Annotated in this window: 20 protein-coding genes; 3 read left to right on the forward strand and 17 right to left on the reverse strand. The window is 67.0% G+C overall.

The window, feature by feature from the left end; translation table 11 throughout:
- Nucleotides 1–62: 62 nt before the first annotated feature.
- The gene (locus DIE23_RS25475) at nucleotides 63–4,766 is read right to left on the reverse strand and encodes a glutamate synthase-related protein (protein ID WP_124614637.1); all 4,704 of its coding nucleotides are present in this window, start codon (nucleotides 4,764–4,766) and stop codon (nucleotides 63–65) included.
- A gap of 289 nt (nucleotides 4,767–5,055) precedes the next feature.
- Entirely contained in the window at nucleotides 5,056–5,769 is a 714-nt protein-coding gene (locus DIE23_RS25485; RefSeq protein WP_124614639.1) for a transposase, read from the reverse strand.
- A gap of 193 nt (nucleotides 5,770–5,962) precedes the next feature.
- On the opposite strand from DIE23_RS25485, the gene DIE23_RS25490 reads away from it, so the two are divergent.
- A complete protein-coding gene (locus DIE23_RS25490) occupies nucleotides 5,963–6,688 on the forward strand; it encodes an OmpW family protein (protein ID WP_124614640.1) in 726 nt (241 codons plus the stop codon).
- A gap of 166 nt (nucleotides 6,689–6,854) precedes the next feature.
- Here DIE23_RS25490 and ugpQ read toward each other — a convergent pair whose 3' ends face one another.
- The 12 genes from ugpQ to DIE23_RS25550 form a co-directional block, all read right to left on the reverse strand.
- Nucleotides 6,855–7,619 carry a glycerophosphodiester phosphodiesterase gene (gene ugpQ / locus DIE23_RS25495; RefSeq protein ID WP_124614641.1) on the reverse strand — a complete coding sequence of 255 codons (765 nt, stop codon included), beginning with the start codon at nucleotides 7,617–7,619 and terminating at the stop codon, nucleotides 6,855–6,857.
- Between the two features lie 28 nt (nucleotides 7,620–7,647).
- Nucleotides 7,648–8,733, reverse strand: coding sequence for a sn-glycerol-3-phosphate import ATP-binding protein UgpC (locus DIE23_RS25500; RefSeq protein WP_124614642.1), 1,086 nt, complete (start codon nucleotides 8,731–8,733; stop codon nucleotides 7,648–7,650).
- 32 nt (nucleotides 8,734–8,765) lie between these two features.
- Nucleotides 8,766–9,611: a sn-glycerol-3-phosphate ABC transporter permease UgpE gene (gene ugpE / locus DIE23_RS25505; protein ID WP_059599794.1), complete on the reverse strand. Its 846-nt coding sequence runs from the start codon at nucleotides 9,609–9,611 to the stop codon at nucleotides 8,766–8,768.
- Entirely contained in the window at nucleotides 9,608–10,492 is an 885-nt protein-coding gene (gene ugpA, locus DIE23_RS25510) for a sn-glycerol-3-phosphate ABC transporter permease UgpA (protein ID WP_124614643.1), read from the reverse strand. Before ugpA ends, ugpE begins: the two co-directional genes overlap by 4 nt.
- A 97-nt stretch (nucleotides 10,493–10,589) precedes the next feature.
- Nucleotides 10,590–11,924, reverse strand: coding sequence for a sn-glycerol-3-phosphate ABC transporter substrate-binding protein UgpB (ugpB, locus tag DIE23_RS25515; protein ID WP_124614644.1), 1,335 nt, complete (start codon nucleotides 11,922–11,924; stop codon nucleotides 10,590–10,592).
- Nucleotides 11,925–12,014: 90 nt separating this feature from the next.
- Nucleotides 12,015–13,223: a deoxyguanosinetriphosphate triphosphohydrolase gene (locus tag DIE23_RS25520; protein WP_124614645.1), complete on the reverse strand. Its 1,209-nt coding sequence runs from the start codon at nucleotides 13,221–13,223 to the stop codon at nucleotides 12,015–12,017.
- A 41-nt stretch (nucleotides 13,224–13,264) separates the two neighbouring features.
- Nucleotides 13,265–14,344 (reverse strand): 3-dehydroquinate synthase, encoded by a 1,080-nt coding sequence (gene aroB, locus DIE23_RS25525; protein ID WP_059692381.1) that lies wholly within the window; start codon nucleotides 14,342–14,344, stop codon nucleotides 13,265–13,267.
- Nucleotides 14,341–14,895 (reverse strand): shikimate kinase, encoded by a 555-nt coding sequence (locus tag DIE23_RS25530; RefSeq protein WP_124501196.1) that lies wholly within the window; start codon nucleotides 14,893–14,895, stop codon nucleotides 14,341–14,343. The genes aroB and DIE23_RS25530 overlap by 4 nt, the downstream gene beginning before the upstream one ends.
- A 40-nt stretch (nucleotides 14,896–14,935) precedes the next feature.
- Nucleotides 14,936–16,588, reverse strand: coding sequence for a type IV pilus secretin PilQ (locus tag DIE23_RS25535; RefSeq protein ID WP_124614646.1), 1,653 nt, complete (start codon nucleotides 16,586–16,588; stop codon nucleotides 14,936–14,938).
- Complete coding sequence (locus DIE23_RS25540; protein WP_124614647.1) at nucleotides 16,585–17,451, reverse strand: pilus assembly protein; 867 nt, start codon at nucleotides 17,449–17,451, stop codon at nucleotides 16,585–16,587. The genes DIE23_RS25535 and DIE23_RS25540 overlap by 4 nt, the downstream gene beginning before the upstream one ends.
- A complete protein-coding gene (locus tag DIE23_RS25545) occupies nucleotides 17,448–18,083 on the reverse strand; it encodes a fimbrial protein (RefSeq protein ID WP_124614648.1) in 636 nt (211 codons plus the stop codon). Before DIE23_RS25545 ends, DIE23_RS25540 begins: the two co-directional genes overlap by 4 nt.
- Nucleotides 18,080–19,003, reverse strand: a complete 924-nt coding sequence (locus DIE23_RS25550; RefSeq protein WP_124614649.1) for a competence protein ComA — start codon at nucleotides 19,001–19,003, stop codon at nucleotides 18,080–18,082. Before DIE23_RS25550 ends, DIE23_RS25545 begins: the two co-directional genes overlap by 4 nt.
- Before the next feature lie 226 nt (nucleotides 19,004–19,229).
- Between DIE23_RS25550 and DIE23_RS25555 the strand changes: the two genes are divergently transcribed.
- A complete protein-coding gene (locus tag DIE23_RS25555; RefSeq protein ID WP_124614662.1) occupies nucleotides 19,230–21,617 on the forward strand; it encodes a penicillin-binding protein 1A in 2,388 nt (795 codons plus the stop codon).
- Between the two features lie 97 nt (nucleotides 21,618–21,714).
- Here the strand turns inward: DIE23_RS25555 and cyaY are convergent, their stop codons facing one another.
- Nucleotides 21,715–22,041 (reverse strand): iron donor protein CyaY, encoded by a 327-nt coding sequence (gene cyaY / locus DIE23_RS25560; RefSeq protein ID WP_124614650.1) that lies wholly within the window; start codon nucleotides 22,039–22,041, stop codon nucleotides 21,715–21,717.
- 36 nt (nucleotides 22,042–22,077) lie between these two features.
- On the opposite strand from cyaY, the gene lptM reads away from it, so the two are divergent.
- Nucleotides 22,078–22,359: an LPS translocon maturation chaperone LptM gene (gene lptM / locus DIE23_RS25565; protein WP_124614651.1), complete on the forward strand. Its 282-nt coding sequence runs from the start codon at nucleotides 22,078–22,080 to the stop codon at nucleotides 22,357–22,359.
- A gap of 86 nt (nucleotides 22,360–22,445) precedes the next feature.
- Here the strand turns inward: lptM and msrQ are convergent, their stop codons facing one another.
- Together msrQ and msrP are read right to left on the reverse strand one after the other, a co-directional pair.
- Nucleotides 22,446–23,135, reverse strand: coding sequence for a protein-methionine-sulfoxide reductase heme-binding subunit MsrQ (msrQ, locus tag DIE23_RS25570; RefSeq protein WP_124614652.1), 690 nt, complete (start codon nucleotides 23,133–23,135; stop codon nucleotides 22,446–22,448).
- 20 nt (nucleotides 23,136–23,155) lie between these two features.
- The gene (msrP, locus tag DIE23_RS25575; protein ID WP_124614653.1) at nucleotides 23,156–24,151 is read right to left on the reverse strand and encodes a protein-methionine-sulfoxide reductase catalytic subunit MsrP; all 996 of its coding nucleotides are present in this window, start codon (nucleotides 24,149–24,151) and stop codon (nucleotides 23,156–23,158) included.
- Nucleotides 24,152–24,396: the final 245 nt, after the last annotated feature.

Raw genomic sequence — 24,396 nt, forward strand, 5'->3', positions numbered from 1 at the left:
TCGGGTGGGGGAGCCGCGCGCGGCAGTCAGGCGCGCGCGGCATTCGCTATGTCGTTCGTCGCTCAGGCGGCCAGCACTTCCTTCGCCGCCTTCTTCGCACCGATCTCGCCCAGCGCGCGCTTGTATTCGTGCGGGAACACCTTCACGAACTGGCGGCGCGCCGCGTCCCAGTTTTCCAGCAGCGACTTCGCACGCGGCGAACCCGTGAACTGGAAATGACGCTCGACGAGCCCCTTGAGCAGCGCTTCGTCCGTCGTGCCTGCGTGCCAGAGCGCGCGGTCGACCGTACGGTCCTGCTCGGCCTGCTGCAGCACCGGATCGAGCGCGACCATCGACTTGTTGCACTTCGCCGCGAACGTGCCTTCCGGATCGTAGATGTATGCGAGACCGCCCGACATGCCGGCCGCGAAGTTGCGCCCGGTCTCGCCGAGCACGACGACCGTGCCGCCCGTCATGTATTCGCAACCGTGGTCGCCCGTACCTTCGACGACCGCCGTCGCGCCCGAGTTGCGCACGCAGAAGCGCTCGCCCGCGACGCCGCGGAAGAACGATTCGCCTTCGATCGCGCCGTACATCACCGTGTTGCCGCAGATGATGTTTTCCTCGGACTTGCCGCGGAAGTCGTTGGTCGGGCGAATGATGATCCGGCCGCCCGACAGGCCCTTGCCGACGTAGTCGTTGCCGTCGCCGACGAGGTCGAGCGTCACGCCCTTCGCGAGGAACGCGCCGAAGCTCTGGCCTGCCGTGCCCTTCAGCTGGATGTGCACCGCGTCGTCGGCCAGGCCGTCATGGCCGTGCTTCTTCGCGATCACGCCCGACAGCATCGCGCCGACCGTGCGGTTCACGTTGCGCACCGGCTGGATGAACGACACATGCTCGCCGTTCTCGATCGCGGCCTTCGCCTTCTCGATCAGCACGTGGTCGAGCGCGCGCTCGAGGCCGTGATCCTGCACGTCGACGTGACGCGGCGCGACGTCCTCGCACTCTTCCGGCTGGTAGAACACGCGCGAGAAGTCGAGGCCCTTCGCCTTCCAGTGCTCGATGCCCTTGCGCGTATCGAGCAGGTCGGCACGGCCGATCAGGTCGTCGAACTTCGCGACACCGAGCTGCGCCATGATTTCGCGCACTTCCTCGGCAACGAAGAAGAAGTAGTTCACGACGTGCTCGGGCTGGCCCTTGAACTTCGCACGCAGCACCGGATCCTGCGTCGCGACGCCGACCGGGCACGTGTTCAGATGGCACTTGCGCATCATGATGCAGCCTTCGACGACGAGCGGCGCCGTTGCGAAGCCGAATTCGTCCGCGCCGAGCAGCGCGCCGATCACGACGTCGCGGCCCGTCTTCATCTGGCCGTCGGCCTGCACGCGGATGCGGCCGCGCAGGCGGTTCAGCACCAGCGTCTGCTGCGTTTCGGCGAGGCCGAGTTCCCACGGCGTGCCCGCATGCTTGACCGACGACAGCGGCGATGCGCCCGTGCCACCGTCATGGCCCGCGATCACGACGTGGTCGGCCTTCGCCTTCGCGACACCGGCCGCAACCGTGCCGACGCCGACTTCCGACACCAGCTTCACCGAGATGCTCGAGCTCGGGTTCACGTTCTTCAGGTCGTGGATCAGCTGCGCCAGATCCTCGATCGAGTAGATGTCGTGGTGCGGCGGCGGCGAGATCAGGCCGACGCCCGGCACCGAGTAACGCAGCTTGCCGATGTATTCCGACACCTTGTGGCCCGGCAGCTGGCCGCCTTCGCCCGGCTTCGCGCCCTGCGCCATCTTGATCTGGATCTGGTCGGCCGACGCGAGGTACTCGGCGGTGACGCCGAAGCGGCCCGACGCGACCTGCTTGATCTTCGAGCGCAGCGAATCGCCGTCCTTCAGCGGAATGTCGCTGACGATCTCGTCGCCGATCACCGACTTCAGCGTCTCGCCAGCCTTGATCGGAATGCCGCGCAGTTCGTTGCGGTAGCGCTTCTCGTCCTCGCCGCCTTCGCCAGTGTTCGACTTGCCGCCGATCCGGTTCATCGCGACTGCGAGCGTCGCGTGCGCTTCGGTGCTGATCGAACCGAGCGACATCGCGCCCGTCGCGAAGCGCTTGACGATGTCCTTCGCCGATTCGACGTCGTCGATCGGGATGGCCTTGGTCGGCTCGACCTTGAACTCGAACAGGCCGCGGAACGTCATGTGACGCTTGGTCTGGTCGTTGATCAGGTGCGCGTATTCCTTGTACGTCTGGTACGAGTTGCTGCGCGTCGCGTGCTGGAGCTTCGCGATCGAATCCGGCGTCCACATGTGGTCTTCGCCGCGCACGCGGTATGCGTACTCGCCGCCCGCGTCGAGCATGTCGCGCAGGACCGGGTTGTCGCCGAACGCGTCGCGGTGCAGGCGGATCGCTTCTTCCGCGACTTCGAACAGGCCGATGCCGCCGACCTTCGAGGCCGTGCCCTTGAAGTACTTCTCGACGAGGTCGCTCGACAGGCCGAGCGCTTCGAAGATCTGCGCGCCCGTGTACGACATGTACGTCGAGATGCCCATCTTCGACATCACCTTCTGCAGGCCCTTGCCGACCGCCTTCGTGAAGTTGTAGACGGCCTTCTCCGGCGACAGGTCGCCCGACAGGCCTTCTGCCATCTTCGCGAGCGTTTCCATCGCGAGGTACGGGTGCACGGCTTCCGCGCCGTAGCCCGCGAGCAGCGCGAAGTGGTGCGTTTCACGTGCGGAGCCCGTCTCGACGACGAGGCCCGTGCTCGTGCGCAGCCCTTGCTGAACGAGGTGCGTGTGGATCGCCGACGTGGCGAGCAGCGCCGGAATCGCGACGTGCTCGGCGTCCGTCTTGCGGTCCGACACGATCAGCATGTTGTAGCCCGACTTGACCGCGTCGACGGCTTCCGCGCACAGCGACGCGAGGCGTGCCTCGATGCCTTCCTTGCCCCACGCGACCGGATAGCAGATGTTCAGTTCGTACGCGCTGAACTTGCCGCCCGTGTACTGGTCGATCGCGCGAATCTTCGCGATGTCCTTGAAGTCGAGCACCGGCTGCGACACTTCGAGACGCATCGGCGGGTTGATGTTGTTCGTGTCGAGCAGGTTCGGCTTCGGGCCGATGAACGACACGAGCGACATGACCATGTTCTCGCGGATCGGGTCGATCGGCGGGTTCGTGACCTGCGCGAACAGCTGCTTGAAGTAGTGATAGAGCGTCTTGTTCTTGTTCGACATCACCGCGAGCGGCGAGTCGTTGCCCATCGAACCGACGGCCTCTTCGCCCTGCTGCGCCATCGGCGCCATCAGGAACTTCAGGTCTTCCTGCGTATAGCCGAACGCCTGCTGGCGGTCGAGCAGCGCGGCACCCTGCGTGCGGCCGGCCGCGACTTCCTCGGCCTTCGGCTCGATCTCGTCGAGCTTGATGCGCACGGCGTCGATCCAGCTCTTGTACGGCTTCGCGTTCGCGAGGTTGTCCTTGAGCTCCTTGTCGTCGATGATGCGGCCGTGTTCCATGTCGATCAGGAACATCTTGCCCGGTTGCAGGCGCCACTTCTTGACGATCTTCGATTCGGGGATCGGCAGCGTGCCGGCTTCCGACGCCATGATGACGAGGTCGTCGTCGGTCACGATGTAGCGCGCCGGGCGCAGGCCGTTACGGTCGAGCGTCGCGCCGATCTGGCGGCCGTCGGTGAACGCGATCGCGGCGGGGCCGTCCCACGGCTCCATCATCGCGGCGTGGTATTCGTAGAACGCGCGGCGGTTCTCGTCCATCAGCGTGTGCTGTTCCCAGGCTTCCGGGATCATCATCATCACCGCGTGCACCAGCGGGTAGCCGGCCATCACCAGCAGTTCGAGACAGTTGTCGAACGATGCGGTGTCCGACTGGCCCGGGTAGATCAGCGGCCACAGCTTGGGCAGGTCGTCGGCGAGCACGTGCGACGCGATCGCGCCGGTACGCGCGTTCAGCCAGTTCACGTTGCCCTTCACCGTGTTGATCTCGCCGTTGTGCGCGATCATCCGGTACGGGTGAGCCAGTTCCCAGGCCGGGAACGTGTTGGTCGAGAAGCGCTGGTGCACGAGCGCGAGCGCCGACACGACGCGCTCGTCCTGCAGGTCGCGGTAGTACACGCCGACCTGGCCCGCCAGCAGCAGCCCCTTGTAGACGATCGTGCGCGCCGACATCGACGGCACGAAGTACTCCTTGCCGTGCTTGAGCTTCAGCGCCTGGATGCGGTGGCTCGCGGTCTTGCGGATCACATACAGCTTCCGCTCGAGCGCGTCCGTCACCATGATGTCCTTGCCGCGGCCGATGAAGATCTGGCGGATCAGCGGCTCGCTCGCCTTGACCGTCGGCGAGATCGGCATCGCATGGTCGACCGGCACGTCGCGCCAGCCGAGCACAACCTGACCCTCTGCCCGCACCGTCCGCTCGAGCTCCTGCTCGCACGCGAGACGCGACGCGTTCTCCTTCGGCAGGAAGATCATCCCAACCCCATATTCGCCGGCCGGCGGCAGCGTCACGCCCTGCTTCGACATTTCCTCGCGATAGAACGCGTCCGGAATCTGGATCAGGATGCCGGCACCGTCGCCCATCAGCGGATCGGCACCGACCGCGCCGCGGTGGTCGAGGTTCTCGAGGATCTTCAGACCCTGCTGAATGATCTCGTGGCTCTTCTTGCCCTTGATGTGAGCGACGAAGCCGACGCCGCAGGCGTCGTGTTCGTTTTGCGGGTCGTACAGACCTTGTGCGGCGGGCACCGCGGCGAGCGGCTGCTGGTGGTCGTTCATGGGGACACCGTCGTAAAGGGGCCTCGAGGGCCGTTGAACCATTTTTTTGTTGCCGTCGATCCCGCTCCCGACGGGAGACGGCACGGCCGACAGTGGTTGGGCGAGCTTCACCCGGGCCACCGGAATTCGGAATATACGCGACGAATCAAAGGAATAGCAACAAAAACCGCTTGATAGATCCCCAATTAAACCAATGCTCCGATCTGGTGCCGTTTTATTGGGGCCGCATCGTCATGGTGCAAAAAGAAGCGGCGCCCGCAGCGCCGCCTCGTGATCCGCCTTTCCCGGGTTACTGCTGGATCGGCGGAGTGTTTTCACGCACCTTTCTGGGGCGTCCGCGCGGCAGCGGCGACACGCGGCGATTCGCGGTGCGCGCTGCCCACTCGCGGTAGTTTTCGCCGCCGAGCACCCAACCCTTCAGCGTCGCCTGCTGGAGCTGATCGGCCTGCCGCTCGTCGAGCGGCTGCTCGCACAGCTCCTTGTACGCGCGCTGACGGTCGAACGGCGTGTTGCCGAGCGCCCAGTAGAGCGGATGGTCGGTGATCAGGCTGTCGACGGTGAGCCCGACGTGGTGCCGGAAACTCGACCAGCGATAGGCGTCGGGCGTCGCGACCAGCTGCGAGCGCACCGGGCTCATCTCGACCACGCGGCTCGCGAGCAGGAAATAGCGCTCGCCTTCGATCACGGTCGCGCGATAGCGGCCTTCCCACAGGGTGCCCCGGCGCGAATAACGCCGGTTGAAGTGCGCGACGTAGCGGCGGCCGACCGCCTGCATCGCCTTCGGCAGGCTCGCCTCGTCGCTCGGCGTCACGAGGAGTTGCACCTGACGCGGAAGCAGCACGTAGGCATGTACCGAAAGATGGTGATCGCGTGCCGCGGCCTTCAGACAATCGATGAAGAGTTCGTAGTCCTGGTCGTCGACGAACGCGGGTTGCTGATCCAGGCCGCGCAGTATCACGTGCTGCGGCTGGTCGGGAACGTAGAGTCGTGCTAACCGTGCCATGCTGAATGTCCGTTTGAACGCGTTAGGAAATACCCGAAGGTCCGAAAATGCGCACCTGCGTAGAATGCCTGTCCCGGCGGGGCGCGGAAGCGTACGGTCGTGCGAATGCTAGGGAGAAAGCTCTAACTTGCGAGCTTGTTTGGTTTTAAACGCAGTCGTCATAATGAGCACGCCTTTGATCGGAGGAGACACAATGAATCGAAAACTGGCCATTACGGGGGCCGCAGCGCTCGCATTTGCGGGCGGTACGGCACACGCACAATCTGCAGGCGACTTCTATGTCAGCACGGGCTGGTTCCACCTGTCCCCTCAGGACAGCAGCGACCCGCTGTTCCTGTACGGTGTCGGCGGCACGCCCATCAACCAATCGATCCCCAACACGGGCGCCGGCATCAACGACGCCGATACGCTTGGGCTCGCAGCTGGCTACTTCGTCACCGACCACATCTCCACCGAGCTCGTCATGGGGATACCGCCGAAGTTCGACATTACCGGCAAGGGTCAGTTCGAAAAGTTCGGCGTACTCGGTCGTGCGTATCAGTGGAGCCCCGCCGTGTTGCTTCGCTACCACTTCAACGACGCCAACGCGAAGTTCCGTCCGTATGTCGGCGTCGGCGCGACGTATGTCTGGTTCACCGGCGCAAAGATCACGAACAGCAGCTTCGAGAACGGCGTGCTCGGTGGCCCGACCAGCGCTACGACCAGCAACCAATGGGCCCCCGTGTTCAATGCTGGCTTCACGTACAACTTCACGAAACACTGGTTCGGGGGCCTGTCGATCTCGTACATCCCGGTCAGCGTGACCGCAACCTTCACGACGGCCCGCCGGACGCCGGTCGGCACCCTGACCGAGACGTCGAAAGCGAAGATCTCTCTCAACCCGATCGTCACGTACCTGAACGTCGGCTACCGCTTCTAAGCGTAGTCGAATATTTGGGGAATGGTTAATCCTGCTGCAATTTGTAGCGGAATTTTCCTCGAGTAACGGGCCCGCGATGTGAAACGCCCCGGTCGGAATCCCGCCGGGGCGTCGTTTTTTCGCGTCAGGCACGTTCCCGTGCAGGGTTTTGCCGTATGGCGCGGCGTTACACGATGTCGTCGAGTGCCGTCGGGCCGATCAGGTCGATGCGGTCCGTGCAGACCGCATCGACGCCCCAGCGCACGAGTTCGCGCCCCCGGGCGAGGTCGTTGACCGTATAAACCAGGATGCGCAGCCCGGCTGCCTTGATCGCTCGCACGAGCGGTTCGTCGAGTTCCTTGTGGTTTGCGTGCAACGATACGCAGCCGAGCGCGCCGACTGCCTGCGCGTGCCAGTCGTCCGGCACCGCCTCGTACAGCATCCCGCGCGGCAGCGCCGGGGCGCTCGCGCGCGCCTGTTGCAGCGCGTCGAACGAGAACGACGACAGCAGCGGCGGCACGGCCGCGCCGTGCCAGTACGCGGCCGCATCGGCGGCCACCCGCTGCCCCGTGTCGCGCTCTCGGCCCGGGCACGGCTTGATTTCGACGTTCGCCGCCAACCGATGCGCGATGCAGCGCGCCGCCGCCGCCTCAAGCGTCGGCATCCGCTCGCCCGCGAAACGCGTGTCGAACCAGGCACCAGCGTCGAGCTCGGCCAGCGCCGCATAACGCATGCCCGCCGCCGGACCGCGGCCGTTCGACGTGCGGTCGACCGTGTCGTCGTGCAACAGGAAGCTCACGTCGTCGGCGGACAGCTTCGCGTCGAACTCGACCATCCGGTGACCGCGCCGCGCGCCCTCGTCGAGCGCGGCGAGCGTGTTCTCCGGCGCGAGCGTGCCGCCGCCGCGATGGGCGACGACGCGCGGATAGGGCCAGTCGGTACGGGAAGTCATCGTGCGCCTCGCAGCGGGTCCGTCAGGGTCAGCCGGCACGCTTGCCGGTCTCGGGATCGAAGAAATGCAGCCGGTGCGCGGGCAGCGCGGCGCCCAGCGCCGTGCCGCGCACGGGACGATCCGCGTGCGGCAGGCGCACAGCGACGTCGTGGTTGCCCCAGCGGCCGTGCGCGAGGTTGTCCGCGCCGAGCAGTTCGCACGAGTCGACCGGCAGCGTCGCCTGCGCGACACCCGGCTGCGGCGTCATGTGCTCCGGCCGCACACCGAGCACCCAGTCGCGCCCCGTGGCGATCGCGGTGCCGATGCCAGGCGCGCCGGCGACCGGCAGCGCCGGACCGCCGCCCGCGACCGCAAACGTCGCGCCATCGTCCGACAGTCGGCCGTGCATCAGGTTCATCGCCGGCGAGCCGATGAAGCCCGCGACGAACACTGTCGCCGGCTTCTCGTACACGTCGACCGGCGCGCCGATCTGCTCCGCATAGCCGCGGTTCATCACGATCACGCGCTGCGCGAGCGTCATCGCCTCGATCTGGTCGTGCGTCACGTACACGCTCGTCGTCGCGAGCCGCGCATGCAGCCGCTGGATCTCGAGCCGCATCTGCACGCGCAGCTTCGCATCGAGGTTCGACAGCGGCTCGTCGAACAGGAACACCGACGGCTCGCGCACGATCGCACGCCCCATCGCGACGCGCTGCCGCTGGCCGCCCGACAGTTCGCGCGGCCGCCGCGCGAGCAGCGGCTCGAGTTCGAGGATCTTCGCGGCCGCGGCCACCCGCGAGTCGATCGTCGCGCGCTCGATGCCGCGGATCTTCAGCCCGTAGCCCATGTTCTGCGCGACCGTCATGTGCGGATACAGCGCATAGTTCTGGAACACCATCGCGATGTCGCGATCCTTCGGCTCCAGCGCGTTGACGACGCGATCGCCGATCGCGATCTCGCCGTCCGTCACCGTCTCGAGCCCCGCGATCATCCGCAGCAGCGTCGACTTGCCGCAGCCCGACGGGCCGACCAGCACGATGAATTCGCCGTCGGCGATCTCCACGTCGATGCCGTGCAGCACGTGCTGCTTGCCGTCGTAGGATTTCCTGACGCCCTTCAAGCTCAGCGCAGCCATACTTGGTCCTTCTCCCGGTTGCCGTCCGTGGTTCATTTCTCGGAATCGACGAGGCCGCGCACGAACCAGCGCTGCATCGCCAGCACGACGACGAGCGGCGGAATCATCGCCAGCAGCGTCGCCGCCATTACGTATTGCCATTCGGTCGCGGCGTCGCCGCTCGCGATCATCGTCTTGATGCCCACCACCGCCGTCGACAGCGACGCCTCCGTCGTGATCAGGATCGGCCACAGATACTGGTTCCAGCCGTAGATGAACGTGATCACGAACAGCGCCGCGATGCTCGTCTTCGACAGCGGCAGCACGACGTCTCGGAAAAAGCGCAGCGGCCCCGCGCCGTCGATGCGCGCGGCGTCCATCAGCTCGTCGGGCAGCGTCATGAAGAACTGGCGGAACAGGAACGTCGCGGTCGCCGATGCGATCAGCGGCAGCGAGAGCCCGGCGTAGGTGTTCGTCAGGTTCAGCGTCGACACGACCTGCACGGTCGGGAAGATCCGCACCTCGACCGGCAGCATCAGCGTGATGAAGATCAGCCAGAACGCAGTGTTGCGGAACGGGAAGCGGAAATAGACGATCGCATACGCGGACAGGATCGACACCGCGATCTTGCCGACCGCGATCCCGAGCGCCATCACGAAGCTGTTGACGAGCAGCCGGCCGAACGGCGCCGTCGTGCCGCCGCTGCCGTGCCCCCAAATGTAAGCGATGTTCTCCAACAGGTGCGTGCTCGGCACCAGCGACAGCGGGATCGTGAACACTTCCTGCGCGTTCATGGTCGCCGCGCAGAACGCGACGTACACCGGGAACACGATCAGCACGACGCCCGCGATCAGCACTGCGTGGCAGAACAGGTCGAAGCCCTTGCGATTTTCGATCATGCGTATTGCACCTTGCGTTCGACGAAGCGGAACTGGATCACCGTCAGGCCGACGACGATGATCATCAGCACGACCGACTGCGCGCCCGAACTGCCGATGTCGAGCCCCTGGAAGCCTTCCGTGAAGATCTTGTAGATCAGCGTCTTCGTGCTTTGCGCGGGGCCGCCCGCGGTGGCCGCGTCGATCACCGGAAACGTATCGAAGAACGCGTAGACGAGGTTCACGACCAGCAGGAAGAAACTCGTGGGCGACAGCAGCGGCAGCACGATGTGGAAGAAACGCCGCACCGGCCCGGCACCGTCGATCGCCGCCGCTTCGATCAGCGAGCGCGGGATCGCCTGCAGCCCCGCGTAGAAGAACAGGAAGTTGTAGCTCACCTGCTTCCACACCGACGCCAGCACGACGAGGAACATCGCCTGGCCGCCGTTCAGCGCGTGATTCCACACGATGCCGCCCTTCGCGAGCGCATAGGTGACGAGGCCGATACTCGGGTTGAACAGGAACGCCCACAGCACGGCCGCGATCGTCGGTGCGACCGCATACGGCCAGATCAGCAGCGTGCGGTACACGCGCGCGCCGCGGATCACGCGGTCGGCGCAGGCGGCGAGCAACAGCGACACGGCGAGCCCACCGACCGTGACGAGCGAGCTGAACACCAGCGTCGTGCGGAACGAGTCGAGGTACAGCGGATCGGCGAACAGGTGCGTGAAGTTCGCGAAGCCGACGAATTCACTCGACGTGCCGAACGCATCCTGCATCTGCGTCGACTGCCACAGCGCGACGCCGGCCGGCCACAGGAAGAACACGGCGGTGATCGCGAGCTGCGGCGCGATCAGCAGGTACGGCAGCAGGCTCGCGCCGAAACGGGAACGGGATTGCATCGCGGGCATCCGGTCAGGCAAAACGGGAAGGGAACCGCGCCGCCGGCCGCGCGCGCCCATGCGGCGCGGCGACCTGCAGCACGAACGCGATGCGGGCTCAGCCGCCCGACTTCTCGAAGCGGCGCAGCAGCTCGTCGCCGCGCGACGCGGCCGAATCGAGTGCGTCCTTCGGCGACTTCTTCTGCGCCCAGACCTGCTCCAGCTCTTCGTCGACGACCGTGCGGATCTGCGGCATGTTGCCGAGGCGCAGCCCCTTCGTATAAGGCAGCGGCGGCTTGTTCATCATCTGCTTGATCGCGGTTTCCGCGCTCGGGTTCTTCGCATAGAAGCCCTGCTGGCGCGTGAGGTCGTACGCGGCCGTCGTGACCGGCAGGTAGCCCGTTTCCTGGTGCCACTTCGCGGCGATCGGCGGCGAAGCCAGGAACGCGAGGAATTTCGCGACGCCCTTGTAGGTCGCCGGATCCTTGCCGGCCAGCACCCACAGGCTCGCGCCGCCGATGATCGCATTCTGCGGCGCGCCCTTCACGTTCGCGTCATACGGCATCATGCCGGTGCCGTAGCTGAACTTCGCGAACTTCTGCACGTTCGCGAGCGCGCCCGACGACGTCGTCAGGATCCCGCAGTCGCCACTGTAGAACTTCGCGGACGCTTCGTCCTTGCGGCCCGCATACGTGAACGTGCCGTCCTTCTGCATCTGCTGCAGGAACGCGATGTGCGCGATCTGCTGCGGCTTGTTGAATTCGAGCGCCGCGTCGGTGCCGTCGAAGCCGTTGTTGCGGCTCGCGAACGGCAGCGCATGCCATGCGCTGTAGTTCTCGAGCTGGATCCAGCCCTGCCAGCCGGTCGTGAAACCGCACGCCATCCCGGACTTGCGCAGCTTCTCGGCGTCGGCCTGCACGTCGGCCCACGTCTTCGGCGGCTGGTTCGGATCGAGCCCGGCCTTCTTGAACGCGTCCTTGTTGTAGTAAAGCACCGGCGTCGAGCTGTTGAACGGCATCGACACGAGATGGCCCGTCTTCGCGTCGCTGTAGTAGCTCGCGATGGTCGGCACGAACGCCTTTTCGTCGAGCGGCACGCCGGCCTGCTTGAACACGTCGTAGACGGGCACGACAGCCTTCTTCGCCTGCATCATCGTCGCGGTGCCGACTTCATAGACCTGGAGGATCGCCGGCGCGTTGCCGCTGCGATAGGCGGCGATGCCCGCCGCGAGTGCCTGGTCGTAGGTGCCCTTGAACACCGGCACGATCTTGTAGTCGCCCTGCGATGCATTGAACTGCGCGGCGAGTTCATTCACGCGCTCGCCGAGCGCCGACTCCATCGCATGCCAGAACTGGATCTCCGTCACGGCGAACGCCGCATGCTGCATACCGAACATGAGCGCGCCGCCCAGCGCGATCGAGCGAACCACGGTCCCCGCAGGCTTCTTCTTCATCGACCTCTCTCCTATGAAAACGTTACCAACAGCGTGTGCAACATTCCCATCGCCATTGAACCGGCGAAGTCTAGTGATCGTTTGTGACAGTCAGTTGTCGTTGATGACGAACAGGCGCTGATATTCCTTCAGCGCGAAGCGGTCGGTCATGCCGGCGATGTAGTGCGCGACGAGGCGCGGCTGCTGCGCTTCGTCGTCCGACTGGTACGGCGGCGGCAGCAGGCGCGGATCGTCGATGAACGCGTCGAACAGCCCGGTGACGACGCGCTGCGCCTTGTTCGCCATGCGCATCACCTTGTAGTGGCGATACAGGTTCTTGAACAGGAAACGCTTGAGGGCCGCCGCCTGCGCGGCGATCGCGTCACTGTGCGCCACCAGCGGCGGCGCGGCGCGCACGTCGTCGAGCGACGCGGGCGCGACGCGCGCGAGATTGCGCGTGGTCTCGTCGATCAGGTCGACGATCAGCGTGTTGATGATGCGGCGCACCGTCTCGTGGACGAGTCGGCGGCCTTCGAGATGCGGGAATTCGGCGAGCGCCGCGTCGTAGTGGCGCTGCCACAGCTCGACTTCGGCGAGCTGCTCGATCGTGATCAGGCCGGAGCGCAGGCCGTCGTCGACGTCATGGTTGTTGTATGCGATTTCGTCCGCGATGTTCGCGAGCTGCGCTTCCAGCGACGGCTGGCGGCCTTGCAGGAAACGCTCGCCGAGCGCACCGAGCTTGCGCGCGTTCTCGCGCGAGCAGTGCTTGAGGATGCCTTCCCGCGTCTCGAAGCACAGGTTCAGGCCGTTGAACGCGCCGTAGTGCTCCTCGAGCTCGTCGACCACAGCCAGGCTCTGCAGGTTGTGCTCGAAGCCGCCGTGCTCGCGCATGCACGCATTCAGCGCGTCCTGCCCGGCATGGCCGAACGGTGTATGACCGAGATCGTGCGCGAGCGAGATCGCTTCGACGAGATCCTCGTTGAGCCGCAGGTTGCGCGCGACCGAACGCGCGATCTGCGCGACTTCGAGGCTGTGCGTGAGGCGGGTGCGAAACAGGTCGCCTTCGTGATTGACGAAGACCTGCGTCTTGTATTCGAGCCGGCGGAATGCGGTCGAATGAACGATGCGGTCGCGGTCGCGCTGGAATTCGGTGCGCGCCGCCGGCGGCGTTTCCTGATGGCGGCGGCCGCGCGACTGCGACGCGTGGGCGGCATACGGAGCGAGATGGGCTTCCAGCGCCGCCAGCGTCGGCGGCTCGGCCAGCGCCGCGACGGATGCGCGGCCGGCTTTGGTCGGTTTGCTGCTGGATGTCTCGCTCACGTCTCCTCCATGTCAGGGGCGCCGGGGCATCCGGGGCGCCGTTACCGGGTCGTCTGCGCCAGGGTCGCGAACACGGCTTCGTCGGGCGCCTGGGTGATCAGCGTATCGCCGAATCGCTTCAGCAGGATGAACTTGATCGCACCGGCTTCGGCCTTCTTGTCGACGCGCATCAGGTCCATGTAGCGCGCATCGCCGAGTGCCGGCCCGCGGACCGGCAGATGTGCGGCGGCAATCACCGCATCCAGCCGCTGCCGCGACGCTTCGTCGAGCAGGCCGAGCCGCACCGACAGGTCGCCCGCCATCACCATCCCGCAGCCGACCGCTTCGCCGTGCAGCCACTCGCCATAGCCGAGCCCGGCCTCGATCGCATGGCCGAATGTATGGCCGAAGTTCAGGATCGCACGCAGCCCACCTTCGCGTTCGTCGGCCGCGACCACGCTTGCCTTGATCTCGCACGAGCGCTTCACCGCATGAGCGAGCGCGGCCGGCTCGCGGCGGTTCAGCGCATCGACGTTCGCCTCGATCCAGTCGAAGAATGCCGCATCGGCAATCGCACCCGTCTTGATGACCTCGGCCACGCCGGCCGCCAGCTCGCGATCGGGCAACGTGGTCAGCGCGCCGATATCGGCGATTACGGCCTGCGGCTGGTAGAACGCGCCGATCATGTTCTTGCCAAGCGGGTGGTTGATGCCCGTCTTGCCACCGACCGACGAATCGACCTGCGACAGCAGCGTCGTCGGCACCTGGATGAACGGCACGCCGCGCATGTAGCACGCGGCGGCGAAGCCGGTCATGTCGCCGATCACGCCGCCGCCGAGTGCGACGAGCGTCGTCTTGCGGTCGGCGCGCTCGGTCAGCAGGCCGTCGAAGATCAGGTTCAGCGTTTCCCAGTTCTTGTAGGCCTCGCCGTCCGGCAGCACGACCGTCGATACGCGCTTGCCAAGCGGCGCGAGCGCCGCGCGCAGCGCGTCGCCGTAGAGCGGATCGACCGTCGTGTTCGTGACGATCGTGACCGACGAACCGGTGATGTGAGGGGCGAACAGTTCGGTGCGGCCGATCAGGCCGGCACCAATGTGAATCGGGTAGGCGCGGTCGCCCAGGTCGACGTTGACGGTAATCATGCTTGTAGCGGCTTGGCGATGACGCCTGCCAGTTCGAGTTGCATCAGCACCATGTTGACGAGGCCGTTGACCGACGGGCGGCCGGTCTCGATGATGAAGTCCGCGCATTCGCGGTACAGCGGGTCGCGCACTTCGTAGAGCGCTTCGAGACGCGCCTTCGGATCGTCGGTCTGCAACAGCGGGCGGTTCTTGTCCTTGCGTGTGCGCAGCCACAGATCGTGCGGATTGGCGCGCAGATAGATGACGATGCCGTTGCCTTTCAGGCAATCGCGATTCTCGGGCCGCAGCACCGCGCCGCCGCCCGTCGCGAGCACGATGTTCTCGCGCTGCGTGAGATCGGCGATCACCTGCGATTCGCGGTCGCGAAACCCGGCCTCGCCTTCCATCTCGAAGATCACCGGAATGCGCGCCCCCGTGCGGGCCTCGATTTCGTGGTCGGAGTCGAAGAACGTCCTGTCGAGCCGGCGCGCGACCGCGCGGCCCACGGTGGTCTTACCCGCTCCCATAAGGCCGACGAAAAATACGTTTGCATGTGGGTCCCGCGCTTGCAACGGCTTCCTCTGCTTGAATCTTGCTGGTGTGTGGCGCAGCTTACTGGCAAAGCGGCTGCCTTGTCGAGCCTGCGCCATCGGCTTCCGGCCCCGTTTTTCCCGCATCCGCGTCGCCCGCGCCGGCCGTCTTGCAACGCGCGCCGACGACCGTCGGCGTGATGAAGACAACCAGTTCGCTGCGCTGGTCACGCCGCGCGCGGTGCCGGAAAAGCGCGCCCAGTACCGGTATTTTGCCCAAGAGCGGCACCCGCGTCACATCGTCCCGGTTCAACTGCTCGTAAATCCCGCCGATCGCGACCGTTCCGCCATCCTCGACCTCGACGCGCGTCTGGACGTGCTTCGTATGAATCGCCGGGCCGGCCGCCGTCGGCTCGCCGATGCTGTCCTTCGTCACGTCCAGGTCGAGCACGACGCGCCCGTCGGGTGTGATCTGCGGCTCGACCTCGAGCTTCAGTGTCGCACGGCGGAACTGCACGCCGCTCACGCCGTTGCCGACCTTGGCCTGGTACGGCAACTCCGAGCCCTGTTCAACGATCGCCTTCACGCGGTCGGCCGTCACCACGCGCGGGCTGGATACGATCTGGCCCCGTCCCTGCGCCTCGAGCGCGCTCAATTCAACGTCCAGCACGCGGCTGAGCGGCGCGGCGAACAACGTGAAGCCGGCCGTCGCCGCCTCGAAGCCGCCGAGCGGTCGGGCGGCCAGGTCGAGCGCGTTGCGCGTGTCCGTCGCGAATGCCGCGCCGTCGGCCGCGGGCGCCCGTCCCTGCGCGCGCAGCGCGACGCGCGCGCCGAGGTTGCGCGAGAAGCCCTGCTCGCCTTCGACGATGCGCGCCTCGATCCGGACCTGCCGCGACGGCCGGTCGATCGCGTCGATCAGGCCCGCGATCTGCACGATGCGGGGCGCAAGATCGGTGACGAACAACAGGTTCGTGCGCGAATCCGCCGCCGCGGCGCCGCGCTTCGACAGCAGGCGCTGGCCGGTCGCCCCGGCCAGCAGCCGCTGCACGTCCTGCGCGCGCGGGTAATGCAGCGCGAAGGTCCGGCTGGCGAGCGGCTCCAGCTCGGCCGCGCGTGCGTGGGTTTCGAAGCGCTCGCGCTCCCGCGCTGCGAGTTCGGCCGCCGGCGTGACCCAGATCACGTTGCCGCGCCGGGACATCGCCAGCCCGTGCGTGTCGAGCAACGTGTCGAACGCATCGCGCCAGCGGACATTGTTCAGACGTAACGTCACGGTGCCGCGCACCTGTTCGCCGACGATGATGTTGAGCCCGGTGAATCGCGCGAGCGCGTCGAACGCGGCAGCAAGCCCGGCACCTTGCAGATTCAGCGAGATCCGCCGCGCGTCGCCCGCATCACCGGGATGCCGTGCCGCGGCGTCGCTCATGCGCGTCGGCGGCGGCAATGGAACCGGCGGCCCTTCCAGCGGGGGCACCGGTGCGGTTGTGTCCGCCTGACGCGCCGCGCGCGTCGCCTGATCGAACGGCAGCGGGCCATCATGCGCGGGCGCTGCAACGTCCACGCCGTCCGCGCCGCCGGGCGCGCCCTGCGGCAGCGGTGTGTCCTGTGCGTGCGCCTGCATCGATGCGATCGGCCAGCCAGCCGGCGGCAACGGGGGCAGAGGCGGGAGCGCCGCATGCGCCGCGGCCACGCGCGATCCGACCCAGAATGCGATCGCCCATCGTCCACACTTCGTCATGGGCGACCTCCGTCGTCCACGACGAACCGGCGCGCGCCATCGGCCGTCGCAAGCGTCACGGCACCGGCATCGACGCTCACCACGCGCGACACCCCGAACGCTTCGCCCGGCGCGACGGTCGCGAATACGCCGTCGCCCGCGTCGAACAGCGCGAGCCCGGTGCGTACGTCGCGAATCGTGCCGGCCAGGCGCGGCGCCGTATCGACGGTCACCGTGGGCGAACCGGCGCCGCCGAATGGATCGTCGCTCGGCGCACCGGCAAGCACCGGCACCGTGCCATCCGGGACACGGGCCCCCGACAGTGCAGGAAACACGTCGATCGTCATGTCCACCCGCGACTCGGGCGGTTTCCGCTCGATATGCAGCCTCGACGGCACCACCAGCGCGGGAAAACTCGCCAGCCCGCCCATCAGCCGCAGCAGCGCCGGAAAACCGCCATCGGCGATGATCCGCACCGTGCGACGGCCATCCGGCACCGCATCGTCAGTGCGCCGCGGTTCGATCGACACGATCCGGAGTCCGCTCACGCCGGCCAGGTCCGCCAGCTCCAGCATCAGCGCGGGCCACCCCGGCGCACGCGGCGAACTGGGGATGCGCCCGGCAGCCGGGCCCATGTCGCGCCGTGGCGCGGCCGCGAGCAGCCGCTGTGCGTCGGCGGCACGCACTTGTGCCGTTGCCAGCAACGCGCGACTGCGTGCAAGTCCGCTCGCGTCGACGGCATCCATCAGATGAATACTGCCCGCCATCACGAACGCGAATGCCAGCACGCAGCCGACGGCATGCGCCGCGGCCGGCGACATCCGCGTCACGCGGCCGAGCCACTCGGCACCGTCACGCGTGGACCGATGCACGATCACCGTCATGCGTCGCCTCCCGCTGCCTTCTGCCGCGGCGGCGCGTCGTACCAGCGCACCTGCACGGAAAACCGGAACGGCACGGCCGAGCCTGTGACCGGCGTGGCCGAAGCCGGTGTCAGCGCACCGACATCGAATCGCCACTCGCGCTGCTCGGCCGCGATTCGTACGAGCCATCGCACGGCCGCCCGGTAACTCGTCGCGCGCGCATCGAGCACGGCGCCGGACGATGTCGTGCGCAAGGCCTCGAGCCGAACGGTGTCGTCGCGCACCTGCGCCAGCGTCACGAGCAGCCCGGCAACGCGCTGGTAAGGCGCGGCAAGCACGACCGCCCGCGCATCGCGTTGCGCGAGATCGGCGGCCGCGCCGGCGGCGCGCCGTGCGGCATCGACCCGTGGCTGCAACTGCCGCAGCCGCGCCTCCACACGCGTACGCTCGACATCCACGCGCCATCGCCACACTGTCGCCGCCCCCGTCCAGACGCAGGCCCCGAGTATGCCGAGCACGATCGCCGCCCCACACTGCGTGGCACGGCGCCGCCGCAATGCCTGCGCCAGCCGCTCACGGTACGGCAGCAGATTGAAGCCGCCGAGCGCGGCATGGCTGGCGGCCACCCGCCCGAACCCCGTGTCGGCCGTCATTCCCACACCCCGCGCAGCGCCAGCCCCACCGCGAGGGCAAACGCCGGACCGCCCGGCGCGCCGGCGGACACGCCCGGCAGCCCATCCCATCCGGTGCAGTCGAACGGCACCGCAGCCACCCCGAGCGCGTCGCCGATATCGGCGACCGACGTGCCGCAGCGGGCGATGCAGCGCTCGTCACCTGCCACGAGCACGCAGCGCACCGGCTCCAACACGCACTGGCGCAATGCGTCGGGGAATGCCGCCTGCACGTCGGCGGATACCGAGAGCACCGGCGCGGCGATCGCGCCATCGACCCGCCAGCCGCGCACGCCCGTGTCGCAGAACCAGAATGCGGCGTACGGGCCGTGCGCGTCGAGTTCGAACTGCGCGGCATAGCGCAACGCGCGCAGCGCGGCGGCCGACTCGCCGTCGACGGCCGTCAGGTCGATGCCGGCCTGCGCGGCCACGTCGATCCGCCGCTCGAGCAATGCCTGCGGCGCCACGGCGACCGCAATCTCGCCCTGGCACGCACCGTCGTCCTGCCGCCAGTCGAACGCGAGGCTGTCGGGCGCCAGGCCCGAGATCCGTTCGGCCGCCTGCCGGGCGGCGTCCGCGATGTCGTCGCGCCCGGCCAGGTCGAGCGTCGCGGTCCGCATCTCGTCGTCGCGCAACGCCATCACGCCGCGCGCGTCGCAGTGCACGCCCGCCGCCGACAACCGCGACACGGCCGCCGACAACGCACGTGCGACCGCGGCCCAACGCGCGTCATCCGGCCCGCCCGCCAGTCCCACCGGCTCCCGCTCGAGCCCTTCGACCCGCACATCCACGACCCGGCCGCGCCGGCTCAGCACGGCCACCCTCACCTCGTCCGCCCCGACGTCGATGCCCGTCGAACGGTGCCTGCCCGGCGCGAACCGCGCCGCCCATCGTCCTGCCATCCCAGCCTCCCGCGATCGTTGCGGCCCACGCCGCGATTCCGAGGCCTGATTCTGCAAAGCGGCGCGCGTGCCCAACAGTCGGCCGGACGGCCAGCCATGGCGCGGAACGGCCGCGCGGACGCTATGCTGGCGGCACCGCGATTCGCCGCTTTCAGGCGGGCGCCCCCCGCGTCAGGACCGGTCTTACCGGGCAGCTATAATCGCGGGACTGTTTTCCGGTATGCCTATGCAATCCACGTCTCCTACGTCCCCGCCTCCCGCGCCCGAGCCGAAGAAGCGGTCCTGGTGGCTGAAAGTCCTGATCGGCCTCGCCGCGATGTGCGTGGCCCTCGTCGTGGCCGGCGGCCTCGTGCTCGGCTACGCGCTCGTCGTCGCATGGCCGAACATGCCGTCGCTCGAAGCGCTGACCGACTATCGTCCGAAGGTACCGCTGCGGATCTATACGTCCGATCACGTGCTGATCGGCGAATTCGGCGAGGAACGCCGCGACATCGTCCATTTCAAGGACGTGCCCGACTCGCTCAAGAAGGCGATCCTCGCGATCGAGGACGCGCGCTTCTACGATCACGGCGGCGTCGACCTCACCGGCATCGCCCGCGCCGGCTTCGTCGCGCTGACGAACGGCCATGCGTCCCAGGGCGCGAGCACGATCACGATGCAGGTCGCGCGCAACTTCTTCCTGTCGAGCGAGAAGACCTATACGCGCAAGATCTACGAGATGCTGCTCGCGTACCGGATCGAGCGCGCGCTGACGAAGGATCAGATTCTCGAGGTCTACATGAATCAGATCTATCTCGGCCAGCGGGCGTACGGCTTCGCGAGCGCCGCACGCGTGTATTTCGGCAAGGATCTGAAGGACATCACGCTCGCCGAAGCGGCGATGCTCGCGGGGCTGCCGAAGGCGCCGTCCGCGTATAACCCGGTCGTCAATCCGAAGCGCGCGAAGGTGCGCCAGGAATACATCCTGCAGCGGATGCTCGATCTGAACTTCATCACGCGCGCGCAGTACGACGAAGCCGTTGCGCAGCCGCTCGTCGTCAAGGGCGCGGGCCGCGAGTTCAGCGTGCACGCCGAGTACGTCGCGGAAATGGTCCGACAAATGATGTACGCGCAGTACCGCGAGGAAACCTACACGCGCGGCTTCAACGTCGTCACGACGATCGATTCCGCCGACCAGCAGGTCGCGTACACCGCGCTGCGCAAGGGCATCATGGATTACGAGCGCCGCCACGGCTATCGCGGGCCGGAAGGCTTCATCGAGCTGCCGGCCGGCGCCGACGACCGCGAGCAGGCGATCGACGATGCGCTGCTCGAGCACCCCGACAACGGCGAGCTGATCGCGGCGGTCGTCACCGCGGCCACCCCGCGCCAGATCACCGTCGCCTTCATCGACGGCAGCAGCGCGACGATCGAAGGCGACAACCTGCGCTTCGCGTCGGGCGCGCTGTCGGCCAGCGCGCAGCCGAACCGCCGCATCCGCCCGGGCGCGATCGTCCGGGTCGTGAAGAACGACGCCGGCAAGTGGTCGATCACGCAGTTGCCGCAGGTCGAAGGCGCGTTCATCTCGATCATCCCGCAGGACGGCGCGATCCGCTCGCTCGTCGGCGGCTTCGACTACAACAAGAACAAGTTCAACCACGTCACGCAGGCGTGGCGGCAACCGGGTTCGTCGTTCAAGCCGTTCATCTACTCGGCGTCGCTCGACAAGGGCCTCGGGCCGGCCACGGTGATCAACGACGGCCCGCTGTATTTCAGCGCCGCGGAAACCGGCGGCCAGCCGTGGGAACCGAAGAACTACGGTGGCGGCTTCGAAGGCCCGATGTCGATGCGCACCGCGCTGCAGCGCTCGCGCAACCTCGTGTCGATCCGGATCCTGAACCACATCGGCACGAAATACGCGCAGCAGTACATCACGCGCTTCGGCTTCGACGCCGAGCGCCATCCGGCCTACCTGCCGATGGCGCTCGGCGCTGGCCAGGTCACGCCGTTGCAGATGGCCGGCGCGTACTCGGTGTTCGCGAACGGCGGCTTCCGTGTGAATCCGTACCTGATCGCCGAAGTGACCGATCCGAACGGCGCGATCGTCGCACGTGCGCAGCCGCTCATCGCCGAACAGAACGCGCCGCGCGCAATCGACGCGCGCAACGCATACGTGATGAACAGCCTGCTGCAGAGCGTCGCGCAGCGCGGCACGGGCGCGCGCACCAACGTGCTGAAGCGCACCGACCTCGCGGGCAAGACCGGCACGACGAACGACTCGCACGACGCGTGGTTCGCCGGCTACCAGCGCACGCTCGCGGCGATCGCATGGATCGGCTACGACAACCCGCGCAGCCTCGGCGATCGCGAAACCGGCGGCGGCCTGTCGCTGCCGGTCTGGATCGACTACATGGGCGCGGCGCTGAAGGGCGTGCCGGAGTTCAAGCCGGCGATGCCGGACGACGTCCAGGCGCTCGGCAGCGAGCTGTACTTTACCGAGTTCACGCCGGGGCACGGCTTCGTGTCGACGGTCGGCGTGCCGCAGGCGCCGGCGGTGCAGAGCACCGACGAAGCGGTGCCGCACGTCGACGAGCAGGAGAAGCAGGACATCATGAACCTGTTCCGCGGCCACTGACTCAAACGGCCCGAGCATGAGAAAAGCGCCCCGCGGGGCGCTTTTTCTTTGTGCTTCGATCCGGCGTATCGGCGCCCGGCCGGGCGAGTGCCGGACGTTACGCGCCGAATGTGATCGGCAGGCCGGCCTGCTGCGTCGCGTAGTCGGTGAGCGCCGCGAAGAACTCGGTGCCGGTACGCGTATCGCGCCATTCGCCGTCCACGAAACGGTAATGGAATCCGCCCGCCTTCGCGGCAATCCACAGTTCCTTCATCGGCGGCTGGAGATTGACGATGATCTTCGAGCCGTTCTCGAACGTCAGCGTCAGCACGCTGCCGTTGCGCTCCAGATCGATGTCGTGATCGCCGTCGTTCGCGGCGTCCACGGTACGCTCGACGGCCGCCAGCACGGCCTCGGCACGGGCCAGGTATTCAGTATCGGACATGCTAAACTCTATCGGTTAAATTGTTCAGGGACGATCATGCGAGTCGTTTTCCGGATGAGCGCGATTGTAGCGGCTTTGGCGATTCTCGCCGGCTGCGGTCAACGCGGCCCGCTCTATCTGCCCACCGTGCCCCCGTTGCCGGCGAAGCCCATCCAGCAGCAGGACGCGCCGCCGTCCGACGTCACGCCGACCGACGAAAACGCGTCGTCCGACAGCATTCCCGATTCTTCCGGCACGCCGCTCACGCTGTCGCCGGAGCTGTCGAGCGATGCGTCGAAGGCCGCGACGCCGGCATCCGGCCCGGCCGCCACGCAGTAATCGCGCGCCGCCGCTCGCGCGGTTTCCTTCGCGACCAAGGCGATGACTTCCCGTCATCGCCTTTTGTTTTTTTCGGGCCCGCATCGTCACGCACGAACGCGCCGCCAGCCCCATTCAAGCAGCCGCCAGCCGAGCAGCACCGCGACGATCGTCGCGTAGAGCTTCGGCTGCGCGAGATTGTGCTTGCCTGCCCTCATCCACCAGAAATGCAGCACGCCGAACAGCGCGATCGCATAGATTGCGCGATGCAGCGTCGCCCAGTGACGGCCGAGCCGGCGCACCATCGCGCGTGACGATGTCGCGGCCAGCGGAATCAGCAGCACGAACGCGGCGAAGCCGACCGTGATGAACGGACGCTTGCCGACGTCCTTCAGGATCGCGAGCACGTCGAACCACTTGTCGAACCACAGATACGTCGTGAAATGCAGCGTCGCGTAAAAGAACGCAAACAGGCCGATCATCCGGCGAAAGCGCAGCAACGCGGGAACGCCCGTCACGCGACGAAGCGGCGTGACGGCGAGCGTGAGGCAGAGCATCACCAGCGTCCAGAGACCCGTCGAACGCGTGATGAATTCGATCGGGTTCGCGCCGAGCCGGTCGGTCAGCCCGAACAGCACGAGACGTGCGAGCGGATAGAGGCCGGCCGCGAAAGCCAGCACCTTGGCCGGCACAAGCCAGCGCGGCGAGGCAGCACGCACCGCGCCGGCCCGGGAACTACCGGCGGTGGCCGTGCGTGTGCCGGACGCGTGCCCCGGCGTCAGCGTCGAAGGAGGCATGTCGTTTCTCACCGTCGTGCTCAGAAGTTCTTTTTCAGGTCCATGCCCTGATACATCGACGCGACGAGATCGCCATAGCCGTTGAACATCAGCGTCTTGCGCTTCGGTGTGAAAAAGCCGTCCTCGCCGATCCGGCGCTCGGTCGCCTGACTCCAGCGCGGGTGATCGACGTTCGGGTTCACGTTCGAATAGAAGCCGTATTCGTTCGACGCATACGTGTTCCAGCTCGTCTTCGGCTGCTTGTCGACAAAGCGGATCTTCACCAGCGACTTCGCGCTCTTGAAGCCGTACTTCCACGGCACGACGATCCGCACCGGCGCGCCGTTCTGGTTCGGCAGCATCTGGCCGTAGACGCCCATCGTCAGCAGCGTCAGCGGATTCATCGCCTCGTCCATCCGCAGCCCTTCCGAGTACGGCCAGTCGAGCACCGGCGTCGACAGCCCCGGCATCTGCGACGGATCGGCCAACGTGATGAACTGCACGTATTTCGCGTTGCCGGTCGGCTGCACGCGCTTGATCAGCTCGGACAGCGGCACGCCGATCCACGGGATCACCATCGACCATCCTTCGACGCACCGCAGCCGGTACACGCGCTCCTCGAGCGGTGCGAGATTCAGCAGTTCATCGAGATCGAACACCTTCGGGTGCAGCACCTCGCCCTCGACGCTCACGCGCCACGGGCGCGGCCTCAGCGTGCCGGCGTTCTGGGCCGGGTCACCCTTGTCGGTGCCGAATTCGTAGAAGTTGTTGTAGGACGTGATGTCCTTGAACGGCGTCACCTTGTCGGCCGCGACGAACTTCGGGTTGGTTTTCGCCACGAGCTTCGCGACTCGCGCGTCGGGCGACGCATAGGCGGCGAACGCAGCGCCGCTGCCCCCGAGCAATCCGCCCGCCGCCGCCAGGCCGGCGGCCTGCAATACGCGCCGCCGGTTCTCGAACACTGCGCGCGGCGTAATCTGGCTCTGCGCGATATCACCGCCGGTCAGTACGGTGCGCAAAGGGTGTTTGATCCACATCGTGCTGCTCCTCCTGCATGCGCGGCGCGCACGCTTCATGAGCGTTCGACCCGACCCATCCTGCGCCGTTCGACGCCCGGACCGCCCGCCCGTTACAAAAGAAAACCGCCGGGCACGCAGTGCACCGGCGGTCTTTTGTCGGACCCGCGTCGGAAATCTTACAGCTTGCCGTAGCTGTGCAGCCCGGACAGGAACATGTTGACGCCGAGGAACGCGAACGTCGTCACGAGCAGGCCCGTGAGCGC

Origin of the sequence: Burkholderia sp. Bp9143 (assembly GCF_003853645.1) — a bacterium.
Lineage (GTDB): Bacteria > Pseudomonadota > Gammaproteobacteria > Burkholderiales > Burkholderiaceae > Burkholderia.

Excerpts from the sequence above, each read along its gene's own strand:
- DIE23_RS25475 (WP_124614637.1), bottom strand. The coding sequence starts at position 4,766 with ATGAACGACCACCAGCAGCCGCTCGCCGCGGTGCCCGCCGCACAAGGT.
- DIE23_RS25485 (WP_124614639.1), bottom strand. The coding sequence starts at position 5,769 with ATGGCACGGTTAGCACGACTCTACGTTCCCGACCAGCCGCAGCACGTG.
- DIE23_RS25490 (WP_124614640.1), top strand. The coding sequence starts at position 5,963 with ATGAATCGAAAACTGGCCATTACGGGGGCCGCAGCGCTCGCATTTGCG.
- ugpQ (WP_124614641.1), bottom strand. The coding sequence starts at position 7,619 with ATGACTTCCCGTACCGACTGGCCCTATCCGCGCGTCGTCGCCCATCGC.
- DIE23_RS25500 (WP_124614642.1), bottom strand. The coding sequence starts at position 8,733 with ATGGCTGCGCTGAGCTTGAAGGGCGTCAGGAAATCCTACGACGGCAAG.
- ugpE (WP_059599794.1), bottom strand. The coding sequence starts at position 9,611 with ATGATCGAAAATCGCAAGGGCTTCGACCTGTTCTGCCACGCAGTGCTG.
- ugpA (WP_124614643.1), bottom strand. The coding sequence starts at position 10,492 with ATGCAATCCCGTTCCCGTTTCGGCGCGAGCCTGCTGCCGTACCTGCTG.
- ugpB (WP_124614644.1), bottom strand. The coding sequence starts at position 11,924 with ATGAAGAAGAAGCCTGCGGGGACCGTGGTTCGCTCGATCGCGCTGGGC.
- aroB (WP_059692381.1), bottom strand. The coding sequence starts at position 14,344 with ATGATTACCGTCAACGTCGACCTGGGCGACCGCGCCTACCCGATTCAC.
- DIE23_RS25535 (WP_124614646.1), bottom strand. The coding sequence starts at position 16,588 with ATGACGAAGTGTGGACGATGGGCGATCGCATTCTGGGTCGGATCGCGC.
- DIE23_RS25540 (WP_124614647.1), bottom strand. The coding sequence starts at position 17,451 with ATGACGGTGATCGTGCATCGGTCCACGCGTGACGGTGCCGAGTGGCTC.
- DIE23_RS25545 (WP_124614648.1), bottom strand. The coding sequence starts at position 18,083 with ATGACGGCCGACACGGGGTTCGGGCGGGTGGCCGCCAGCCATGCCGCG.
- DIE23_RS25550 (WP_124614649.1), bottom strand. The coding sequence starts at position 19,003 with ATGGCAGGACGATGGGCGGCGCGGTTCGCGCCGGGCAGGCACCGTTCG.
- DIE23_RS25555 (WP_124614662.1), top strand. The coding sequence starts at position 19,230 with ATGCAATCCACGTCTCCTACGTCCCCGCCTCCCGCGCCCGAGCCGAAG.
- cyaY (WP_124614650.1), bottom strand. The coding sequence starts at position 22,041 with ATGTCCGATACTGAATACCTGGCCCGTGCCGAGGCCGTGCTGGCGGCC.
- lptM (WP_124614651.1), top strand. The coding sequence starts at position 22,078 with ATGCGAGTCGTTTTCCGGATGAGCGCGATTGTAGCGGCTTTGGCGATT.
- msrQ (WP_124614652.1), bottom strand. The coding sequence starts at position 23,135 with ATGCCTCCTTCGACGCTGACGCCGGGGCACGCGTCCGGCACACGCACG.
- msrP (WP_124614653.1), bottom strand. The coding sequence starts at position 24,151 with ATGTGGATCAAACACCCTTTGCGCACCGTACTGACCGGCGGTGATATC.